The sequence below is a fragment of the Delftia sp. NA_296.1 genome (assembly GCF_052692095.1).
In genome coordinates this window covers 118,205-132,922 of the sequence record NZ_JBQZGF010000006.1, presented here as the reverse complement: position 1 = coordinate 132,922, position 14,718 = coordinate 118,205, and the positions used below count along the sequence as shown (strand labels likewise).

The window sequence follows — 14,718 nt, the reverse complement described above, 5'->3', positions numbered from 1 at the left end:
AATCAGTTGCATAAAAAGCGAGACAGGCATGACCCACTACCCCCACCTGAATGCCGAACTGGACCTGGGCTTCACCACGCTCAGAAACCGCGTGCTCATGGGCTCCATGCACGTGGGCCTGGAGGAGGCGCCCAATGGCTTCGAGCGCATGGCCGCCTTCTACGCCGAGCGGGCGCGCGGCGAGGTGGGCTTGATCGTCACGGGCGGCATTGCCCCCAATGAGCGCGGCCGGCCCATGAAGGGCGGCGCCATGATGGTCAATGAGCACGAGGCGGACCAGCACCGCATCGTCACGCAGGCCGTCCATGGCGAGGGCGGCAAGATCGCCATGCAGATCCTGCACTTCGGCCGCTATGCCTACCAGCCCGGGCTGGTGGCGCCCAGCGCGCTGCAGGCGCCCATCAACCCCTTCGTGCCGCATGCGCTGACGGGCGACGAGGTGGAGCAGACCATCGAGGACTTCGTGCGCTGCGCAGCCCTGGCCCGCCATGCGGGCTACGACGGCGTGGAGATCATGGGCTCGGAGGGCTATCTGATCAACGAGTTCATTGCGGCGCGCACCAACCACCGCGATGACGAATGGGGCGGCAGCTACGCGGGCCGCATGCGCTTTGCGGTGGAGATCGTGCGGCGCACGCGCCAGCGTGTGGGGCCGGACTTCATCATCATCTACCGGCTGTCCATGCTGGACCTGGTGGAAGGCGGCTCCACGCTGGAGGAAGTGATCGCGCTGGCCCAGGCCATCGAGGCCGCGGGCGCCACGCTGCTGAACACGGGCATAGGCTGGCACGAGGCGCGCATTCCCACCATCGCCACCAAGGTGCCGCGCGCCGCGTATGCCTGGGTCACGCAGCGCGTGATGGGGCAGGTGGGCATCCCGCTGATCACCTCCAACCGCATCAACACGCCCGAAGTGGCCGAGCGCCTGCTGGCCGAGGGCTATGCCGACATGGTCTCCATGGCCCGGCCGCTGCTGGCCGATGGCGACTTCGTGCGCAAGGCACGCCAGGGCCGTGCCGACGAGATCAACACCTGCATTGCCTGCAACCAGGCCTGCCTGGACCATACCTTTGGCGGCAAGATCACCTCCTGCCTGGTCAACCCGCGCGCCTGCCATGAGACCGAGCTGGTGATTGCGCCTGCGCCCGCCGCCAAGCGCATCGCCGTGGTGGGCGCCGGCCCGGCGGGCCTGAGCTTCGCCGTCACCGCCGCGCAGCGCGGCCATGCGGTGACGCTGTTCGATGCGGCCAGCGAGATCGGCGGGCAGTTCAACATTGCCAAGAAGGTGCCCGGCAAGGAGGAGTTCCACGAGACGCTGCGCTATTTCCGCCGCCAGCTGGAGCTGGGCGGCGTGGCGCTGCGACTGGGCCACCGCGTGGAGGCCGCCCAGCTCATCGAGGGCGGCTATGACGAGATCGTGCTGGCCACGGGCATACGGCCGCGCGTTCCCGCCATCGACGGCGTGGACCATCCCAAGGTCCTCGGCTATCTGGACGTGCTGCAGGGCGACAGGCCCGTGGGCGAGCGCGTGGCCATCATCGGCGCGGGCGGCATAGGTTTCGATGTGGCCGAGTACCTGACCCATGCCGGCGACAGCGGCGCCGTGGCGCCCCGCAAGTTCTATGCGGAGTGGGGCATAGACACGGACTACGCCCGGGCCGGCGGCCTGGCGCAGCCGCAGGCCGAGCCCTCGCCGCGCCGCGTGCACCTGCTGCAGCGCAAGTCCACCAAGGTGGGCGACCAACTGGGCAAGACCACGGGCTGGATACACCGCACCTCGCTGAAGGCGCGCAGCGTCGCCATGGGCTCGGGCGTGGCCTATGAGCGCATCGACGACGCCGGGCTGCACATCACCGTGGACGGCCAGCCGCAACTGCTGGAGGTGGACAACGTCGTGCTCTGCGCGGGCCAGGAGCCGCAGCGCGAGCTGCATGCGGCCCTGAGCGCGGCGGGCTGCAGCGTGCATCTGATCGGCGGCGCCGACGTGGCGGCCGAACTCGACGCCAAGCGCGCCATTCTGCAAGGCACCACGCTGGCGGCCAGCCTTTGAGGGCGCCGCCCGATTCCGTTTTCCACCTCAACCACCAGGAGACAAGCATGTCCCAGCCCCCGAAGAACGCCTATCCCGCAGTCGCCCGCTCCTTGGAGCTGTGGCATCGCATGGTTGCCGCCAGCGACCTGGGCGAGCTGCACACCATCGTCCATCCCGATGCAGTGTTCCGCTCGCCCATGGCGAACACGCCCTATGCCTCGGCACCCGCGCTGATGCTGGCGCTGTCCACCGTGGTCCAGGTGTTCGAGAACTTCACCTACCACCGCCAGATGGCCGGCGATGACGGCCTGGACGTGGTGCTGGAGTTCAGCGCCAGCGTGGGCGGCAAGAACCTCAAGGGCATCGACTTCATCCGTTTCGACGAGCAGGGGTTGATCCGGGAATTCGAGGTCATGGTGCGCCCCATGAGCGGCCTGCAGGCCCTGGGCACGGAGATGGGCAAGCGGCTGGGCGACAAGCTTCCCGCCTTCAAGGCCGTGGCCTGAGGGCAGGGCGCGCCATGAAAAACGCCCCCGAAGTTTCGGGGGCGTTTTGCCGTGGGCGTCAGCCGGTCAGAGCGTGCCGGCCTTCTGGCGGGCAATGGCATCGGCCACGCCCTTGCCGTAGGCGGGGTCGGCCTGGGTGCAGTGCGCTATGTGCTTTTGCACGATGTGCTCGGACACACCGGCGATGTTGCGCGCCGTATTCTCGAACAGGCGCTGCTGCGCATCGGGCGTGAGCAGGCGGAACAGGTCGCCGGGCTGGGTGAAGTAGTCGGCATCGTCCTCGCGGTAGTTCCAGCGGTCGGCCGCACCGTGCAGGGCCAGAGGCGGCTCGGCGAAGGCGGGCTGCTCCTGCCACTCGCCCTTGGTGTTGGGCTCGTAGGCAATGGTGCCGCCGTAGTTGCCGTCCACGCGCATGGCGCCGTCACGGTGGTAGGCGTGGTAGGGGCAGCGCGGCGCGTTCACGGGGATCTGGTGGTGGTTCACACCCAGGCGGTAGCGCGCGGCATCGCCATACGAGAACAGGCGCGACTGCAGCATGCGGTCGGGCGAGGGGCCGATGCCCGGCACCAGGTTGGCCGGCGTGAACGAGGCCTGCTCCACATCGGCGTGGTAGTTGCGCGGGTTGCGGTTGAGCTCCATCACGCCCACTTCGATCAGCGGGTAGTCCTTCTTGCTCCAGACCTTGGTCAGGTCGAAGGGGTGGAAGCGGTAGGTCTCGGCTTCATGCTCGGGCATGATCTGCACGCACAGCTTCCAGCGCGGGAACTCGCCGCGCTCGATGGCTTCGAGCAGGTCGCGCTGGCTGCTTTCACGGTCGGAGGCGACCACGGCGGCGGCCTCGGCATCGCCGAAGTTCTCGATGCCCTGCTGGCAGACCCAGTGGAACTTGACCCAGTGGCGCTCGTTGCTGGCGTTGATGAAGCTGTAGGTGTGCGAGCCGAAGCCGTGCATGTGGCGGTAGCCGCGCGGAATGCCCCGGTCGCTCATGACGATGGTGATCTGGTGCAGCGCCTCGGGCAGGCCGGTCCAGAAATCCCAGTTGTTCTCGGGCGAGCGCAGGTTGGTGTAGGGGTCGCGCTTGACGGCCTTGTTCAGGTCGGGGAACTTGAGCGGGTCGCGGAAGAAGAACACCGGCGTGTTGTTGCCCACCAGGTCCCAGTTGCCTTCCTCGGTATAGAGCTTGACGGCGAAGCCGCGGATGTCGCGCTCGGCATCGGCCGCGCCGCGTTCGCCGGCCACGGTGGAAAAGCGCGCGAACACTTCGGTCTGCTTGCCGATGTCGGAGAACACCTTGGCGCGGGTGTAGCGCGTGATGTCACCCGTCACGGTGAAGGTGCCGAAGGCGCCCGAGCCCTTGGCATGCATGCGGCGCTCGGGAATCACTTCGCGGTTGAAGTGGGCCATTTTTTCCAGATGCCACAGGTCCTGCAGCAGCATCGGGCCACGCGGGCCGGCCGTGAGCGAGTCCTGGTTGTTGGCAACCGGGGCGCCTGCGGCGGTGGTGAGCTTGTGGGTCATGGTCTCTCCTTGATCGAGGGGTGGTAGCGGCGCCGGCTTGCACGCAGGCAGCGCGGCGCTTGGAAAATCAATAGCTGCGTGCTATCGAATTGCTTTTATTGTTGTTTCGTTCTATGGATGCGGCAAGGCTTTGGCGATTGGCAAATCTCAACTGCGCCATAGCCAAAAAATTTCACCGCCTCCCGCATGCGCCGTGCCGGGCATGCTTTTTGCCAAGGCATTGTGTTGCGCGGGCGGATACGGCCCGTGTAGGCCGTCGCCCTGTCAGCCAGAGACCAGCTTGTGGACCAGATCGGCGGCCGTGGAGGCGCCGTACTTGCGCATCAGCCGTGCGCGGTAGATCTCCACCGTGCGGTGGCTGATGGCCAGGGCGCGGCCGATTTCCTTGGAGGTAAGCCCCTCCAGCAGGCGGGCGGCCACCTCGCGCTCGCGCCCCGTGAGCTCGGCCTTGACGGGACGGTGGGCGCTGAGGTCCTCGAAGCTCCAGATGCCCGATGCGTGCGGGTCGCTGCGGTCCAGCGTGCGGCCCGTGACATGGCACCAGAACGTTTCGCCGTTGGCGCGCTTCATGATGCGGTTGTCCGAGTAGAAACCCCGGGCGTTGAGAATGGGCGCGATGCGCGCGCCCAGCCGCTCGTACTCGTCGGCACTGGGGTAGAGGATCTGGAAGGTCTGGCCGATCAGCACCTCGCGCGAGGCCTCGAACATCTCGCAGACCTGGCGGTTGCAGTCGATCATGGTGCGATTGCGCGAGATCACGAGGCCGACGGGGGCGGCTTCGAACGCCAGCCGGTAATCTATATCCATGGGCAAATCTTTACGAAAAACTACCTATGCAAGTACGTAGTATCGTAGCGCATCCAATCTGAAGGAGACATGTGTGAAAAAGCTCTACCCCTCCGCGGAGCAGGCGCTCCAGGGCGTCGTGGCCGACGGGCAATTGCTGGCTGTAGGCGGCTTCGGCCTGTGCGGCATTCCCGAGGCCCTGATCGACGCGCTGCGTGACAGCGGCGCCAAGGGCCTGACGGTGATTTCCAACAACGCGGGCGTGGACGGCTTTGGCCTCGGCAAGCTGCTGGAGACGCGCCAGATCAAGAAGATGATCTCGTCGTATGTGGGCGAGAACAAGGAGTTCGAGCGCCAGTACCTGGCCGGCGAGCTGGAGCTGGAATTCACGCCCCAGGGCACGCTGGCCGAAAAGCTGCGCGCAGGCGGCGCCGGCATTCCCGCCTTCTTCACCAAGACCGGCGTGGGCACCATGGTGGCCGAGGGCAAGGAGCTGCGCGAATTCGACGGCGAGACCTATGTGATGGAGCGCTCGCTCGTGCCCGATGTCTCCCTGGTCAAGGCCCACCGTGCCGACAAGAGCGGCAACCTGCAGTTCCGCCTGACGGCGCGCAACTTCAACCCTGCCGCCGCCACGGCCGGCAAGGTCTGCATCGTGGAAGTGGAAGAGGTGGTCGAGGTCGGCGAGATCGCACCGGACGACATCCACCTGCCCGGCATCTACGTGCACCGCATCGTGCACAACCCGAATCCCGAAAAGCGCATCGAAAAGCGCACCATCACAGAAAAACAAGGAGCCTGACCATGCCGTGGACCCAAGACCAGATGGCCGCCCGCGCGGCCCAAGAACTCGAAGACGGCTTCTACGTCAACCTGGGCATCGGCATTCCCACCCTGGTGGCCAACCACACGGGTGACAAGGAAGTGTGGCTGCAGTCCGAGAACGGCATGCTGGGCATCGGCCCCTTCCCGACCGAGGATGCCGTGGACGCCGACCTGATCAACGCCGGCAAGCAGACCGTGACGACGATTGCCGGCTCGTCCATCTTCGGCAGCGACCAGTCGTTCGCCATGATCCGTGGCGGCAAGATCAACCTGTCCATCCTGGGCGCCATGCAGGTGTCCGAGAAGGGCGACCTGGCCAACTGGATGATTCCCGGCAAGATGGTCAAGGGCATGGGCGGCGCCATGGACCTGGTGGCGGGCGTCAAGCGCGTCATCGTGCTCATGGAACATGTGGCAAAGAAGAAGGACGGCACGACCGACCTCAAAATTCTTCCCGCCTGCACCCTGCCTTTGACCGGCGTGGGCGTGGTGGACCGTATCATCACCGACCTGGGAGTGATGGACGTGACGCCGCAGGGCTTGAAGCTCGTGGAACTGGCCCCCGAAGTGAGCTTCGAGGACATCCAGTCCAAGACCGGCGTGACGCTGATTCGCTGATGTTGCCGTGCACGGCCTGCCTTGGCAGGCCTGCGCAACGAGAGCCCGCCTTGCGCGGGCTCTTTTGCTTATATTTCAGATTTCGAGCCAATGGGAGCCTCTATGACGGATGTCGCGGCCGTGCGCAATCCACCGACAGCGCAGGGATGGAAGGACGAGGGCGTGCATTTCCTGCGCGCCGTCACCGACATGGCCGAGCATTGCAACGTGGTCACCGGCGAGCCCATCTTCAACGACAAGGGCGTCAAGCTCGTGGACAAGGGTGCGCGCATCGACGGCAACATGTACGAGCGCCTGGTCAAGCACAAGCTGCGCGACCCCATCGACAAGCACCTGGGCGTGGACAACCGCGTGGACGTGCTGGCCATCGAGGCCCAGGCCATGGTGCAGTGCGAGACCGTGGACCTGATGCGCCGCCTGGTGCAGTCGCTGGGCGGCACGGACCGGCTGCTGGCGCCGCTGCGCCTGATGGTGCTGCCGCCGCAGATCGCCTTCAAGCTCACGGTCATGCGCGAGCAGCGGCCCGAGCTGTTCGCCCACAGCCTGCAGATGATGCTGGTGGCCATCTACCTGGCGCTGCAAAGCGAATGGAGCGAGCGTGAATGCGGCCCGCTGGCCACGGCGGCCCTGCTGCACGACGTGGGCATGCTCTACATGGACCCGGCCTGGACCGACCCCAACTACCGGCTCACGGGCGCCGAGCGCAAGCACCTGGTGGCGCACTCGGTCACGGGCATGCTCATCATGCGGGGCGCGGGCGCGTATTCGCAGGACGTGGAAATGGCCGTGCTCGAGCACCACGAGCGCATGGACGGCACGGGCTATCCGCGCGGCGTGCATGGCGAAGCCATCTCCAAAATGGGCCGTATCCTGTTGCTGGCCGAGGTGGTCTCGGCCTTCTTCGACAAATTCCAGGACCTGCCTGGCCAGCGCCTGTCGCTGATGCTGCGCATGAACCACCGCCGCTATCCGGCCGATCTGGTCGGCATCCTGCTGCCGCTGCTGTACGACGAGATCTCGCCGGGCACGCCGCTGCCGCCGCTGCAGGCCGAGGTCACGCACAGCGTGGCCGCCCTGTCTGCCGCCTTCCAGATGTGGGACACGTTCAGCCAGGCCTTCCCCGAGCGCTGGCAGGCCATGCCCGACCACCAGGCGGCCGTCTACATCGACTCCAGCATCGGCGGCCTGCAAAAGCAGCTGGCCGAGGCCGGCCTGCATCCCAGCCAGCAAACCGACCTGCTGGCCTACCTCAAGGACGATGTGCAGGGCATGAGCGAGCTGGCCCTGCTCAGCCGCGAGGCGCTGTGGCAACTGCAGGCCATCGTCAACGCCTGCCTGCGCCGCTGGCCCGCCATCAATGCCCGCACCCACGCCGTGGACACAGCGGTCGCGCAATGGTGCGAAGCCTGCATGCAGATCGACGCCACACCCCCAGCGGGCGGCGCAGCGAGAGCGCCAGCGCACTGAGACAGCCGGGCTTGCCCGGCTTTTTTACATCCGTGGATCTCTCGGAAATCAAGAGTGCTGTATATTCATACAGTATTTGAGATTTCCCCCATGACCACGCCCCACGCCTCCCAACCTGCGCAGCCCGCCCCCATGGCGGGTGCGGCGCGTGTGCTGCCTCAGTTGCAGGGCGTGTGGCGTGGCGATGGCTGGCAGCAGGCGCTGCAGCAGCGCGTTCAGCCTTCGGGCCATGCGCTGCTGGATGCGCAATTGCCGGGCGGGGGCTGGCCGCTGGGTGCCATGGTCGAGCTGCTGCAACCCGCGCATGGCCATGCCGAGTGGCCGCTGCTGCTGCCGGGCCTGGCGGCCCTGATGCAGCGCAGCGCGGGCCAGGTGGTGCTGGTGGCGCCGCCTTGCAGGCCTTTTGCACCGGGACTGGAAGCGGCAGGCGTGGCGGCGCACCGGCTGTGCTGCGTGGAGGCCGACACCCACCCCGGCGCCCACCCGGCAGGCGATGGGGCAGGGCTGGCCTGGGTCTGTGAGCAGGCACTGCGCTGCCGCGACGTGCTGGCCGTGCTGGCCTGGCTGCCAGCCGGGCTGCCCATGGCCACGCTGCGCCGGCTGCAATGGGCGGCCGCTGCGCAGGGGCGCATTCTGTGGCTGTGGCGCGAGGCCTCGGCCGCCCTGCAGACGGTGGCCTCGCCCGCGCCGCTGCGGCTGCGCGTGGAGACAGAGTTGGGGGAGCCGGGCGAAGGCGGCACGCCAGCCTGCCTGCGCGTGCAGTTGCTCAAGCGCCGGGGGCCTGCGCTGGAGCATCCCTTGAAGCTGCCGCTGCACCACTGGGCCTGGCAGGACGTGCTGCAGGCCCAGGCCCAGCGGCGCACCCGGCAGGCGGACGAGGCGCAGCGCTGGCTTCATGGCCACGGGCAACTGTTGCCCGCCGAGGCGCCCGCCCTGCAGGCGGCAGCGCACACCCTGGGGTGAGATGCCATGGCACAGCCGAATCAAGCACTGCACTGGATCGCCTGGCCGCTGCATGTCGCGCAGGGCGATGGCCAGGGCAACGGCGACAGTGATGGCGAAGGCAGTGCCTGCGCGCAGCAGGCCTGGTGGGCCCTGCGCTGGACGCCGCGCGTGGCCCTCTGGTACGGGGCAGGGCAGGCCGTGGCGTTGATGGAGGTGGGCAGCGTGGAGCGCCTGTGGGGCGGTCGCCAGGCCATGCTGCTGGGCCTGCTGCGCGCGCTGCGCGAACAGCAGCCCGAGGACGGCCAGGCGGGCGGCCCCCGGATGCCGTTCTGGGCCCGGGGCGCCACGGCGTGGCAGGCGCTGGCGCGTCTGCGCTGGCGCATGCAGGGTACGGATTCGCGCCAGCCCTGGCCGCCTGCCGACGCACTGCCCATCTGGACACTGCCCGCACTGGAGCCGCATGCGCCGGCCCTGGAGCGCATGGGCTGCCGCCGCTGGGGCGAGCTGCGCGCCCTGCCGCGCGCGGGCCTGGCGCGGCGCATCGGGCTGCCGGCCCTGTTGGCGCTGGACCAGGCCTATGGCAGCAGCCCTCATGCGCTGGACTGGCTGGAGCTGCCCGAGCACTTTGCATTGCGCGCCGACCTGGGCTATCCGGCCAGCGACGCCCAGGCCCTGCTGCAGGCCGCCCGGCCCCTGCTGCGTGCGCTGCAGGCTTGGCTGCAGGCCCGCCATCAGGGCGTGCTGGGCCTGCAACTGCGCTGGCACCACGATCTGCGGCGTGTGGACGGCACGGAGCTGCCGGCCTGGGAAGCGCTGGACATCCGCACGGCCCGGCCCGCCCAGGCGCTGGAGCACATGGAGCGCCTGCTGCGCGAACGCCTGGCCCGCACGCCCTGGCGCGCGCCTGCGGACATGCTGGAGCTGGTGGCGCTGGACACCGCGCCTTTCGCGGCCGATGCCGGCAGTTGCCTGCCACCGGCCGCGCCCGGCCCGGCGCCGCTGGGCGAGGCGGCAGGCTCGACAGGCGCGGCCAGCGGCATGGCCTGGCATGAATGGGTGGAGCGCGTCTCGGCCCGCCGTGGTGCGCAGGGCGTGCGGGTGGCGCAGCTGCAATCGGACCACCGGCCCGAGGCCATGCAGCGCTGGACCCCGGCCTGCGAGGCCTTGCAGACCCCGCAGGCACCGCGGCGGCCCGCGCACGCGCGCAAGGCGGCCAACCCCTGGCAGGGCCTGCTGCCGCCCTGGCTGCTTGATCCGCCCCAGCCGCTGCTCCTGCAGGGCAGCCGCCCCTGCTGGCAGGGGCCGCTGCAATTGCTGGCCGGCCCCTATCGGCTGGAGGCCGGCTGGTGGGGAGAGCCGCAGGCCGATGCGGCGCTGGCCGTGCGTGACTATTTCGTGGCGAGCAACGCGGCTGTCGGCCATGTCTGGATCTACCGCGAGCGCACGCCTGCATCGGAGCGGCTGCCAGGCATGCCGGCCCTGCTGTCGCCCGCCGCCTGGTTTGCGCAAGGCATCTATGGCTGAACAGGACATCCTGCTGGAGGCGCCGCCCCCGCAGCTGCAGCGGCTGCAGCCCCCGCCCCAGGCCACCGGGCCGGTGTCCGGCATGGCATCGGGCCCGGGCCTGCCCGGCTATGCCGAGCTGCACTGCCTGTCGAACTTCAGCTTTCTGCGCGGTGCCTCTTCGCCCGCCCAACTGGTTCAGCGCGCCAAGGCCCTGGGCTACCAGGCGCTGGCCCTGACCGACGAATGCTCGGTGGCCGGCGCCGTGCGGGCCTTCGAGGCCGCGCGCGACTGCGAGATGGCCCTGATCCATGGCAGCGAATTCGCCTGGGGCCCGCTGCGCGTGGTGGCGCTGGCGCGCGATCTGAACGGCTGGGGCAACCTCTGCGAATTCATCAGCGCGGCGCGCGCCCGTGCCGAAAAGGGCCAGTACCTGGTCGATGCCGACAGCCCCTGGCATCTGCTGCGTGAAGGCTGCGAATGCATCGTTGTGCCGCAGCGTGCGCAGCTTTTGCCCGGCGATGTGCCCGCCATGGCCGAGGCCGTGCAGGCCGCCGTGGCGCAGCTGGGGCCGGGCTGCTGGCTGGGCGTGGAGCTGCTGCTGGCTCCAGACGACAGCCTGTGGCTGCAAAGCCTGCAGGACGTGGCAGGGTTGCTGGGCCTGTCCTGCGTGGCCTGCGGCGACGTGCACATGCATGCGCGCTCGCGCAAGCCGCTGCAGGACCTGGTGACGGCGCTGCGCCTGGGCTGCACGGTGGCCGAGTGCGGCTTCGAGCTGCACCCCAATGCCGAGCGGCATCTGCGCTCGCGCTTGCGGCTGGGCGGCATCTATCCACGTGCCATGCTGGATGCAACCTTGCAGATTGCCGCGCGCTGCGATTTCAAGCTCAGTGAGATCCGCTACCACTATCCGCAGGAAACCGTGCTGCCCGGCATGGACGCGCGCCAGACCCTGGCCTGGCATACCTGGCAGGGAGCGGCGGGGCGCTATCCGCAAGGCATTCCCGAATCGGTCGCCAAGCAGTTGAAGGATGAGCTGGAGCTGATCGCCGAATGCCGCTACGAGATGTACTTTCTCACCGTGCACGACATCGTGCGCTATGCGCGCAGCGAAGGCATCCTGTGCCAGGGGCGCGGTTCGGCCGCGAACTCGGCCGTCTGCTATTGCCTGGGCATCACGGCCGTGGACCCGAACAAGACCACGCTGCTGATGGCGCGCTTCATCAGCCGCGAGCGCAGCGAGCCCCCAGATATCGACGTGGACTTCGAGCACGCGCGGCGCGAGACCGTCATCCAGTACATCTACGAAAAATACGGCCGTGACCGTGCGGCGCTGACGGCCGTGGTCAGCTGCTGGCGCACGCGTGGCGCACTGCGCGATGCGGGCAAGGCCCTGGGCGTGGATGCGGCGCTGATCGACGCCATGGCCCGGCAGCACCACTGGTTCAGCGATGCCGAGGACCAGGCGGCCGAGCCGGAGCCCGAACCCGATGACCCCGCCCTGGGCTGGGTGCGCTCCAAGCTGCTGCGCCTGGCCCGGCTGCGCGAGCGGCTGGGCGACGACTGCCCGCAACTGTCGCCCCAGCGTGCGCGGCTGTGGCTGGAGCTGGCCCTGCAACTGCGCGACAGCCCGCGCCACCTGAGCCAGCACGTGGGCGGCTTTGTGCTGACCGACGGGCCGCTGACGCGGCTGGTGCCCGTGGAGCCGGCCGCCATGCAGGGCCGTTCGGTCATCCAGTGGGACAAGGACGATCTGGACACCATGAATCTGCTCAAGGTCGATGTGCTGGCCCTGGGCATGCTCACCGTGCTGCGCGGCAGCCTGAAGGCACGCGCCGCGCTGCGCGGGCCGCGCTGGGAGCTGGCCGACATTCCCAAGGAGGACGCCGCCACCTACGACATGATCTGCCGCGCCGACACCGTGGGCACCTTCCAGATCGAGAGCCGCGCCCAGATGAGCATGCTGCCCCGGCTGCGGCCGCGCGTGTTCTACGACCTGGTGGTCGAGGTCGCCATCGTGCGGCCCGGCCCCATACAGGGCGGCATGGTCCATCCCTATCTGCAGGCGCGAGAGCGTCGGCGGCAGGGGGGCGAGCTGGTCCTGGAAAAGCCCGCGCTCGAGAAGGCGCTCAAGCGCACGCTGGGCGTGCCCATCTTCCAGGAGCAGGTGATGCAGATCGCCATGATCGCGGCGGGTTTCTCGGCGGGCGATGCCGACGAGCTGCGCCGCTCCATGGCCGCCTGGCGGCGCAAGGGGGGCGTGCACCGCTTCGAGCGCCCATTGATCGACGGCATGCTGGCCAACGGCTACAGCGCCGAATTTGCCCAGGCCATCTTCCGCCAGATGCTGGGCTTTGGCGAATACGGCTTCCCAGAAAGCCATGCCTACAGCTTCGCCATGCTGGCCTATGCCAGCGCCTGGCTCAAGCGCCATGAGCCGGCCTGTTTCCTGATGGCCTTGCTCAATGCCCAGCCCATGGGTTTCTACACCCCCTCGCAACTTATCCAGGACGCGCGCCGCCACGGCGTGCGCGTGCTGCCCGTCGATGTGTGCCACAGCGACTGGGACTGCACGCTGGAGGCGCCGCATGAGCGCATTGCCGGCGTCGAGCTGCCGCAGCCGGCCGTGCGCCTGGGACTGTGCATGGTGGCGCAGTTGCCAAAGACTTCGGGCGAGCGCGTGGCGCAGGTCCGCGCGCAGGCGCCGTTCAGGAGCACCGAGGACCTGGCCCTGCGCGCCCGGCTGCAGCGCGCCGAGTTGCAGGCCCTGGCGGCGGCCGATGCGCTGCAGGGCCTGTCAGGCCACCGCCGCCAGCAGATGTGGGATGCGGCGGCCCTGCAGGTACAGCCCCCGCTGTTTGCGGGCGTGCCCGTGCACGAGGCGCCCGTGCAACTGGCCGCCGCGCCCGAGGGCGAGGAAATCCTGTTCGACTACGCGGCCACGGGCCTGAGCCTGCGCCGCCATCCGCTGGCCCTGCTGCGTGACCGCCTGCGCCGCCACGGGCTGCGCACGGCGCTGGAGCTGCGCGACACGCTGGCGGGCATGCGCGTGCGGGCCTGCGGCATCGTCACCGTGCGCCAGCGCCCGCCCACGGCCAAGGGCACGGTCTTCATCACGCTGGAGGACGAGACGGGCACGGTCAACCTGGTGGTCTGGCCCGATACCGTCACGCGCTGGGGCGAGCCCTTGCTGGGCGCGCGGCTGCTGGCGGTGGAGGGCATCTGGCAAAGCAGCTCGGACTGGGGCGGCGGCAAGGACTGCGGCGAGCCAGCGCCTGCAGAGCAGGCCAGCCAGGAGGTGCCCGCCGTGCGCCATCTCATCGTGCACCGCGCCCGCGACATGAGCCGCTGGCTGGGCCGCCTGGGCGGCGCCGGCGTGGCGAGCCGCAATTTCCACTGAGGGCTGTTGCCGTTGCTGCCGCTGCAGGCTCAGGCCATGCGGTCGTCCGCGCGGATGTCGGGCATCTGGTCGATACGCTTGCCGAACCAGCCTATGCGCTCGGTCTGGCGCACATCCAGCCTGGGCACGTAGGGCTTGATGTCGAGCACGGGCGTGCCGTCCAGCATGTCGTTGCCCAGGAAATGCAGCAGCAGTCCTTCGCGCCGCACCAGGCGCACGATGGACAGGCCCAGCCGGTTGGGCCGCGCCGGGGCGCGCGTGGCGAACACGCCGTGGCTGCTGTCGTCCATGAAGGGCACGACTTCCAGCTTTTCCACGGCCTGGTGCAGGTGGGTGATGAGGATCAGGTAGTCAAAGCCTTCGATGTCGCGCAGCCCGGCCTCGAACTCGGGCAGCAGCTCCACGCGCCCGGCCTCGTCGGCCGCGCCCGCCGTCTGTATGGGCATGCCCACCGGGTCGGTGAAGCGGCTGCGCACATGGCCGATGGGGCGGCAGGCGACGGCCTGCGCCGTGGAGCCGGCCGCGCTCATGCGCTCGTTCCCTGGGGATTGAGCAGGCGTGTCAGCGCGGCGATATCGGCCGCCGCCGCCATGCGCGCCGTGGTCTCTATGGAGCGGTAATGCCTGACGATGGCTTCGCCCGTGGAGGTGAGCGAGGCGCCGCCGCCATGGGCGCCGCCGGCGCTGGTGTTGACGGCCGGCGTCTGCAGCGCGCGGTTCATCTCGTCGACCAGCACCCAGGCGCGCCGGTAGGACATGCCCAGCGATCGCGCTGCAGCCGAGATGGAGCCCGCCTCGGCAATGGCTTCGAGCAACTGCACCTTGCCGGGACCGATGGCAATGGTGCTGTCGTTGTATACGCGCAGGCGGAACTGGACTTTGGAGGACATGGGGAAAGGACTTGGCACAGGAGAAAAGCGAACGTCAAGGTTAAGCGAAATCAACGGCTTGCGCCGTCACAGGGGCTAAGGGGAAATACGCAATGCATGGATCGCTACAGCGAAGGGGTGCTCTGGCAGGGCGTTCCTGCACACGGGCCGTCGGGGCCGGCGCGCTGGCGCTGCCGCCAGGGCGCCCGCTGCCTGCGCATCGTCTGCGAGTGCATTGGCGAGGCTCTTG

At 68.8% G+C, this 14,718-nt stretch carries 12 protein-coding genes; 8 read left to right on the top strand and 4 right to left on the bottom strand.

Annotated features, from left to right (window positions below; all coding sequences use genetic code 11):
* Positions 1–28 precede the first annotated feature (28 nt).
* Complete coding sequence (locus ACUTR7_RS16580; protein ID WP_445609311.1) at positions 29–2,050, top strand: oxidoreductase; 2,022 nt, start codon at positions 29–31, stop codon at positions 2,048–2,050.
* A 47-nt stretch (positions 2,051–2,097) separates the two neighbouring features.
* The gene (locus tag ACUTR7_RS16575) at positions 2,098–2,538 is read left to right on the top strand and encodes a nuclear transport factor 2 family protein (protein ID WP_445609310.1); all 441 of its coding nucleotides are present in this window, start codon (positions 2,098–2,100) and stop codon (positions 2,536–2,538) included.
* A 66-nt stretch (positions 2,539–2,604) separates the two neighbouring features.
* Here ACUTR7_RS16575 and ACUTR7_RS16570 read toward each other — a convergent pair whose 3' ends face one another.
* Together ACUTR7_RS16570 and ACUTR7_RS16565 are read right to left on the bottom strand one after the other, a co-directional pair.
* Complete coding sequence (locus ACUTR7_RS16570; RefSeq protein ID WP_013802010.1) at positions 2,605–4,056, bottom strand: catalase; 1,452 nt, start codon at positions 4,054–4,056, stop codon at positions 2,605–2,607.
* A 264-nt stretch (positions 4,057–4,320) separates the two neighbouring features.
* Entirely contained in the window at positions 4,321–4,863 is a 543-nt protein-coding gene (locus tag ACUTR7_RS16565) for a PAS and helix-turn-helix domain-containing protein (protein WP_012206070.1), read from the bottom strand.
* 73 nt (positions 4,864–4,936) lie between these two features.
* On the opposite strand from ACUTR7_RS16565, the gene ACUTR7_RS16560 reads away from it, so the two are divergent.
* From ACUTR7_RS16560 to ACUTR7_RS16535, 6 genes are all read left to right on the top strand, one after another.
* The gene (locus ACUTR7_RS16560) at positions 4,937–5,644 is read left to right on the top strand and encodes a CoA transferase subunit A (RefSeq protein WP_013802011.1); all 708 of its coding nucleotides are present in this window, start codon (positions 4,937–4,939) and stop codon (positions 5,642–5,644) included.
* 2 nt (positions 5,645–5,646) lie between these two features.
* Positions 5,647–6,285 (top strand): 3-oxoacid CoA-transferase subunit B, encoded by a 639-nt coding sequence (locus ACUTR7_RS16555; protein ID WP_012206068.1) that lies wholly within the window; start codon positions 5,647–5,649, stop codon positions 6,283–6,285.
* 102 nt (positions 6,286–6,387) lie between these two features.
* On the top strand, positions 6,388–7,752 hold the full coding sequence (locus ACUTR7_RS16550) for an HD-GYP domain-containing protein (protein ID WP_013802012.1): 1,365 nt from the start codon (positions 6,388–6,390) through the stop codon (positions 7,750–7,752).
* Between the two features lie 90 nt (positions 7,753–7,842).
* Positions 7,843–8,715: a translesion DNA synthesis-associated protein ImuA gene (gene imuA, locus ACUTR7_RS16545; RefSeq protein WP_013802013.1), complete on the top strand. Its 873-nt coding sequence runs from the start codon at positions 7,843–7,845 to the stop codon at positions 8,713–8,715.
* 6 nt (positions 8,716–8,721) lie between these two features.
* Positions 8,722–10,221: a Y-family DNA polymerase gene (locus ACUTR7_RS16540; RefSeq protein WP_445609309.1), complete on the top strand. Its 1,500-nt coding sequence runs from the start codon at positions 8,722–8,724 to the stop codon at positions 10,219–10,221.
* Positions 10,214–13,600, top strand: coding sequence for an error-prone DNA polymerase (locus ACUTR7_RS16535; protein WP_445609308.1), 3,387 nt, complete (start codon positions 10,214–10,216; stop codon positions 13,598–13,600). Before ACUTR7_RS16540 ends, ACUTR7_RS16535 begins: the two co-directional genes overlap by 8 nt.
* Positions 13,601–13,629: 29 nt before the next feature.
* Here ACUTR7_RS16535 and tsaA read toward each other — a convergent pair whose 3' ends face one another.
* A complete protein-coding gene (gene tsaA / locus ACUTR7_RS16530; RefSeq protein ID WP_013802016.1) occupies positions 13,630–14,130 on the bottom strand; it encodes a tRNA (N6-threonylcarbamoyladenosine(37)-N6)-methyltransferase TrmO in 501 nt (166 codons plus the stop codon).
* Complete coding sequence (locus ACUTR7_RS16525; protein WP_013802017.1) at positions 14,127–14,489, bottom strand: winged helix-turn-helix domain-containing protein; 363 nt, start codon at positions 14,487–14,489, stop codon at positions 14,127–14,129. The genes tsaA and ACUTR7_RS16525 overlap by 4 nt, the downstream gene beginning before the upstream one ends.
* Between the last annotated feature and the right edge of the window lie 229 nt (positions 14,490–14,718).

Bases quoted from the DNA above. Each gene is read 5' to 3' on its own strand.
- ACUTR7_RS16580 (WP_445609311.1), top strand. From the start codon at position 29: ATGACCCACTACCCCCACCTGAATGCCGAACTGGACCTGGGCTTCACC.
- ACUTR7_RS16575 (WP_445609310.1), top strand. From the start codon at position 2,098: ATGTCCCAGCCCCCGAAGAACGCCTATCCCGCAGTCGCCCGCTCCTTG.
- ACUTR7_RS16570 (WP_013802010.1), bottom strand. From the start codon at position 4,056: ATGACCCACAAGCTCACCACCGCCGCAGGCGCCCCGGTTGCCAACAAC.
- ACUTR7_RS16565 (WP_012206070.1), bottom strand. From the start codon at position 4,863: ATGGATATAGATTACCGGCTGGCGTTCGAAGCCGCCCCCGTCGGCCTC.
- ACUTR7_RS16555 (WP_012206068.1), top strand. From the start codon at position 5,647: ATGCCGTGGACCCAAGACCAGATGGCCGCCCGCGCGGCCCAAGAACTC.
- ACUTR7_RS16550 (WP_013802012.1), top strand. From the start codon at position 6,388: ATGACGGATGTCGCGGCCGTGCGCAATCCACCGACAGCGCAGGGATGG.
- imuA (WP_013802013.1), top strand. From the start codon at position 7,843: ATGACCACGCCCCACGCCTCCCAACCTGCGCAGCCCGCCCCCATGGCG.
- ACUTR7_RS16540 (WP_445609309.1), top strand. From the start codon at position 8,722: ATGGCACAGCCGAATCAAGCACTGCACTGGATCGCCTGGCCGCTGCAT.
- ACUTR7_RS16535 (WP_445609308.1), top strand. From the start codon at position 10,214: ATGGCTGAACAGGACATCCTGCTGGAGGCGCCGCCCCCGCAGCTGCAG.
- tsaA (WP_013802016.1), bottom strand. From the start codon at position 14,130: ATGAGCGCGGCCGGCTCCACGGCGCAGGCCGTCGCCTGCCGCCCCATC.
- ACUTR7_RS16525 (WP_013802017.1), bottom strand. From the start codon at position 14,489: ATGTCCTCCAAAGTCCAGTTCCGCCTGCGCGTATACAACGACAGCACC.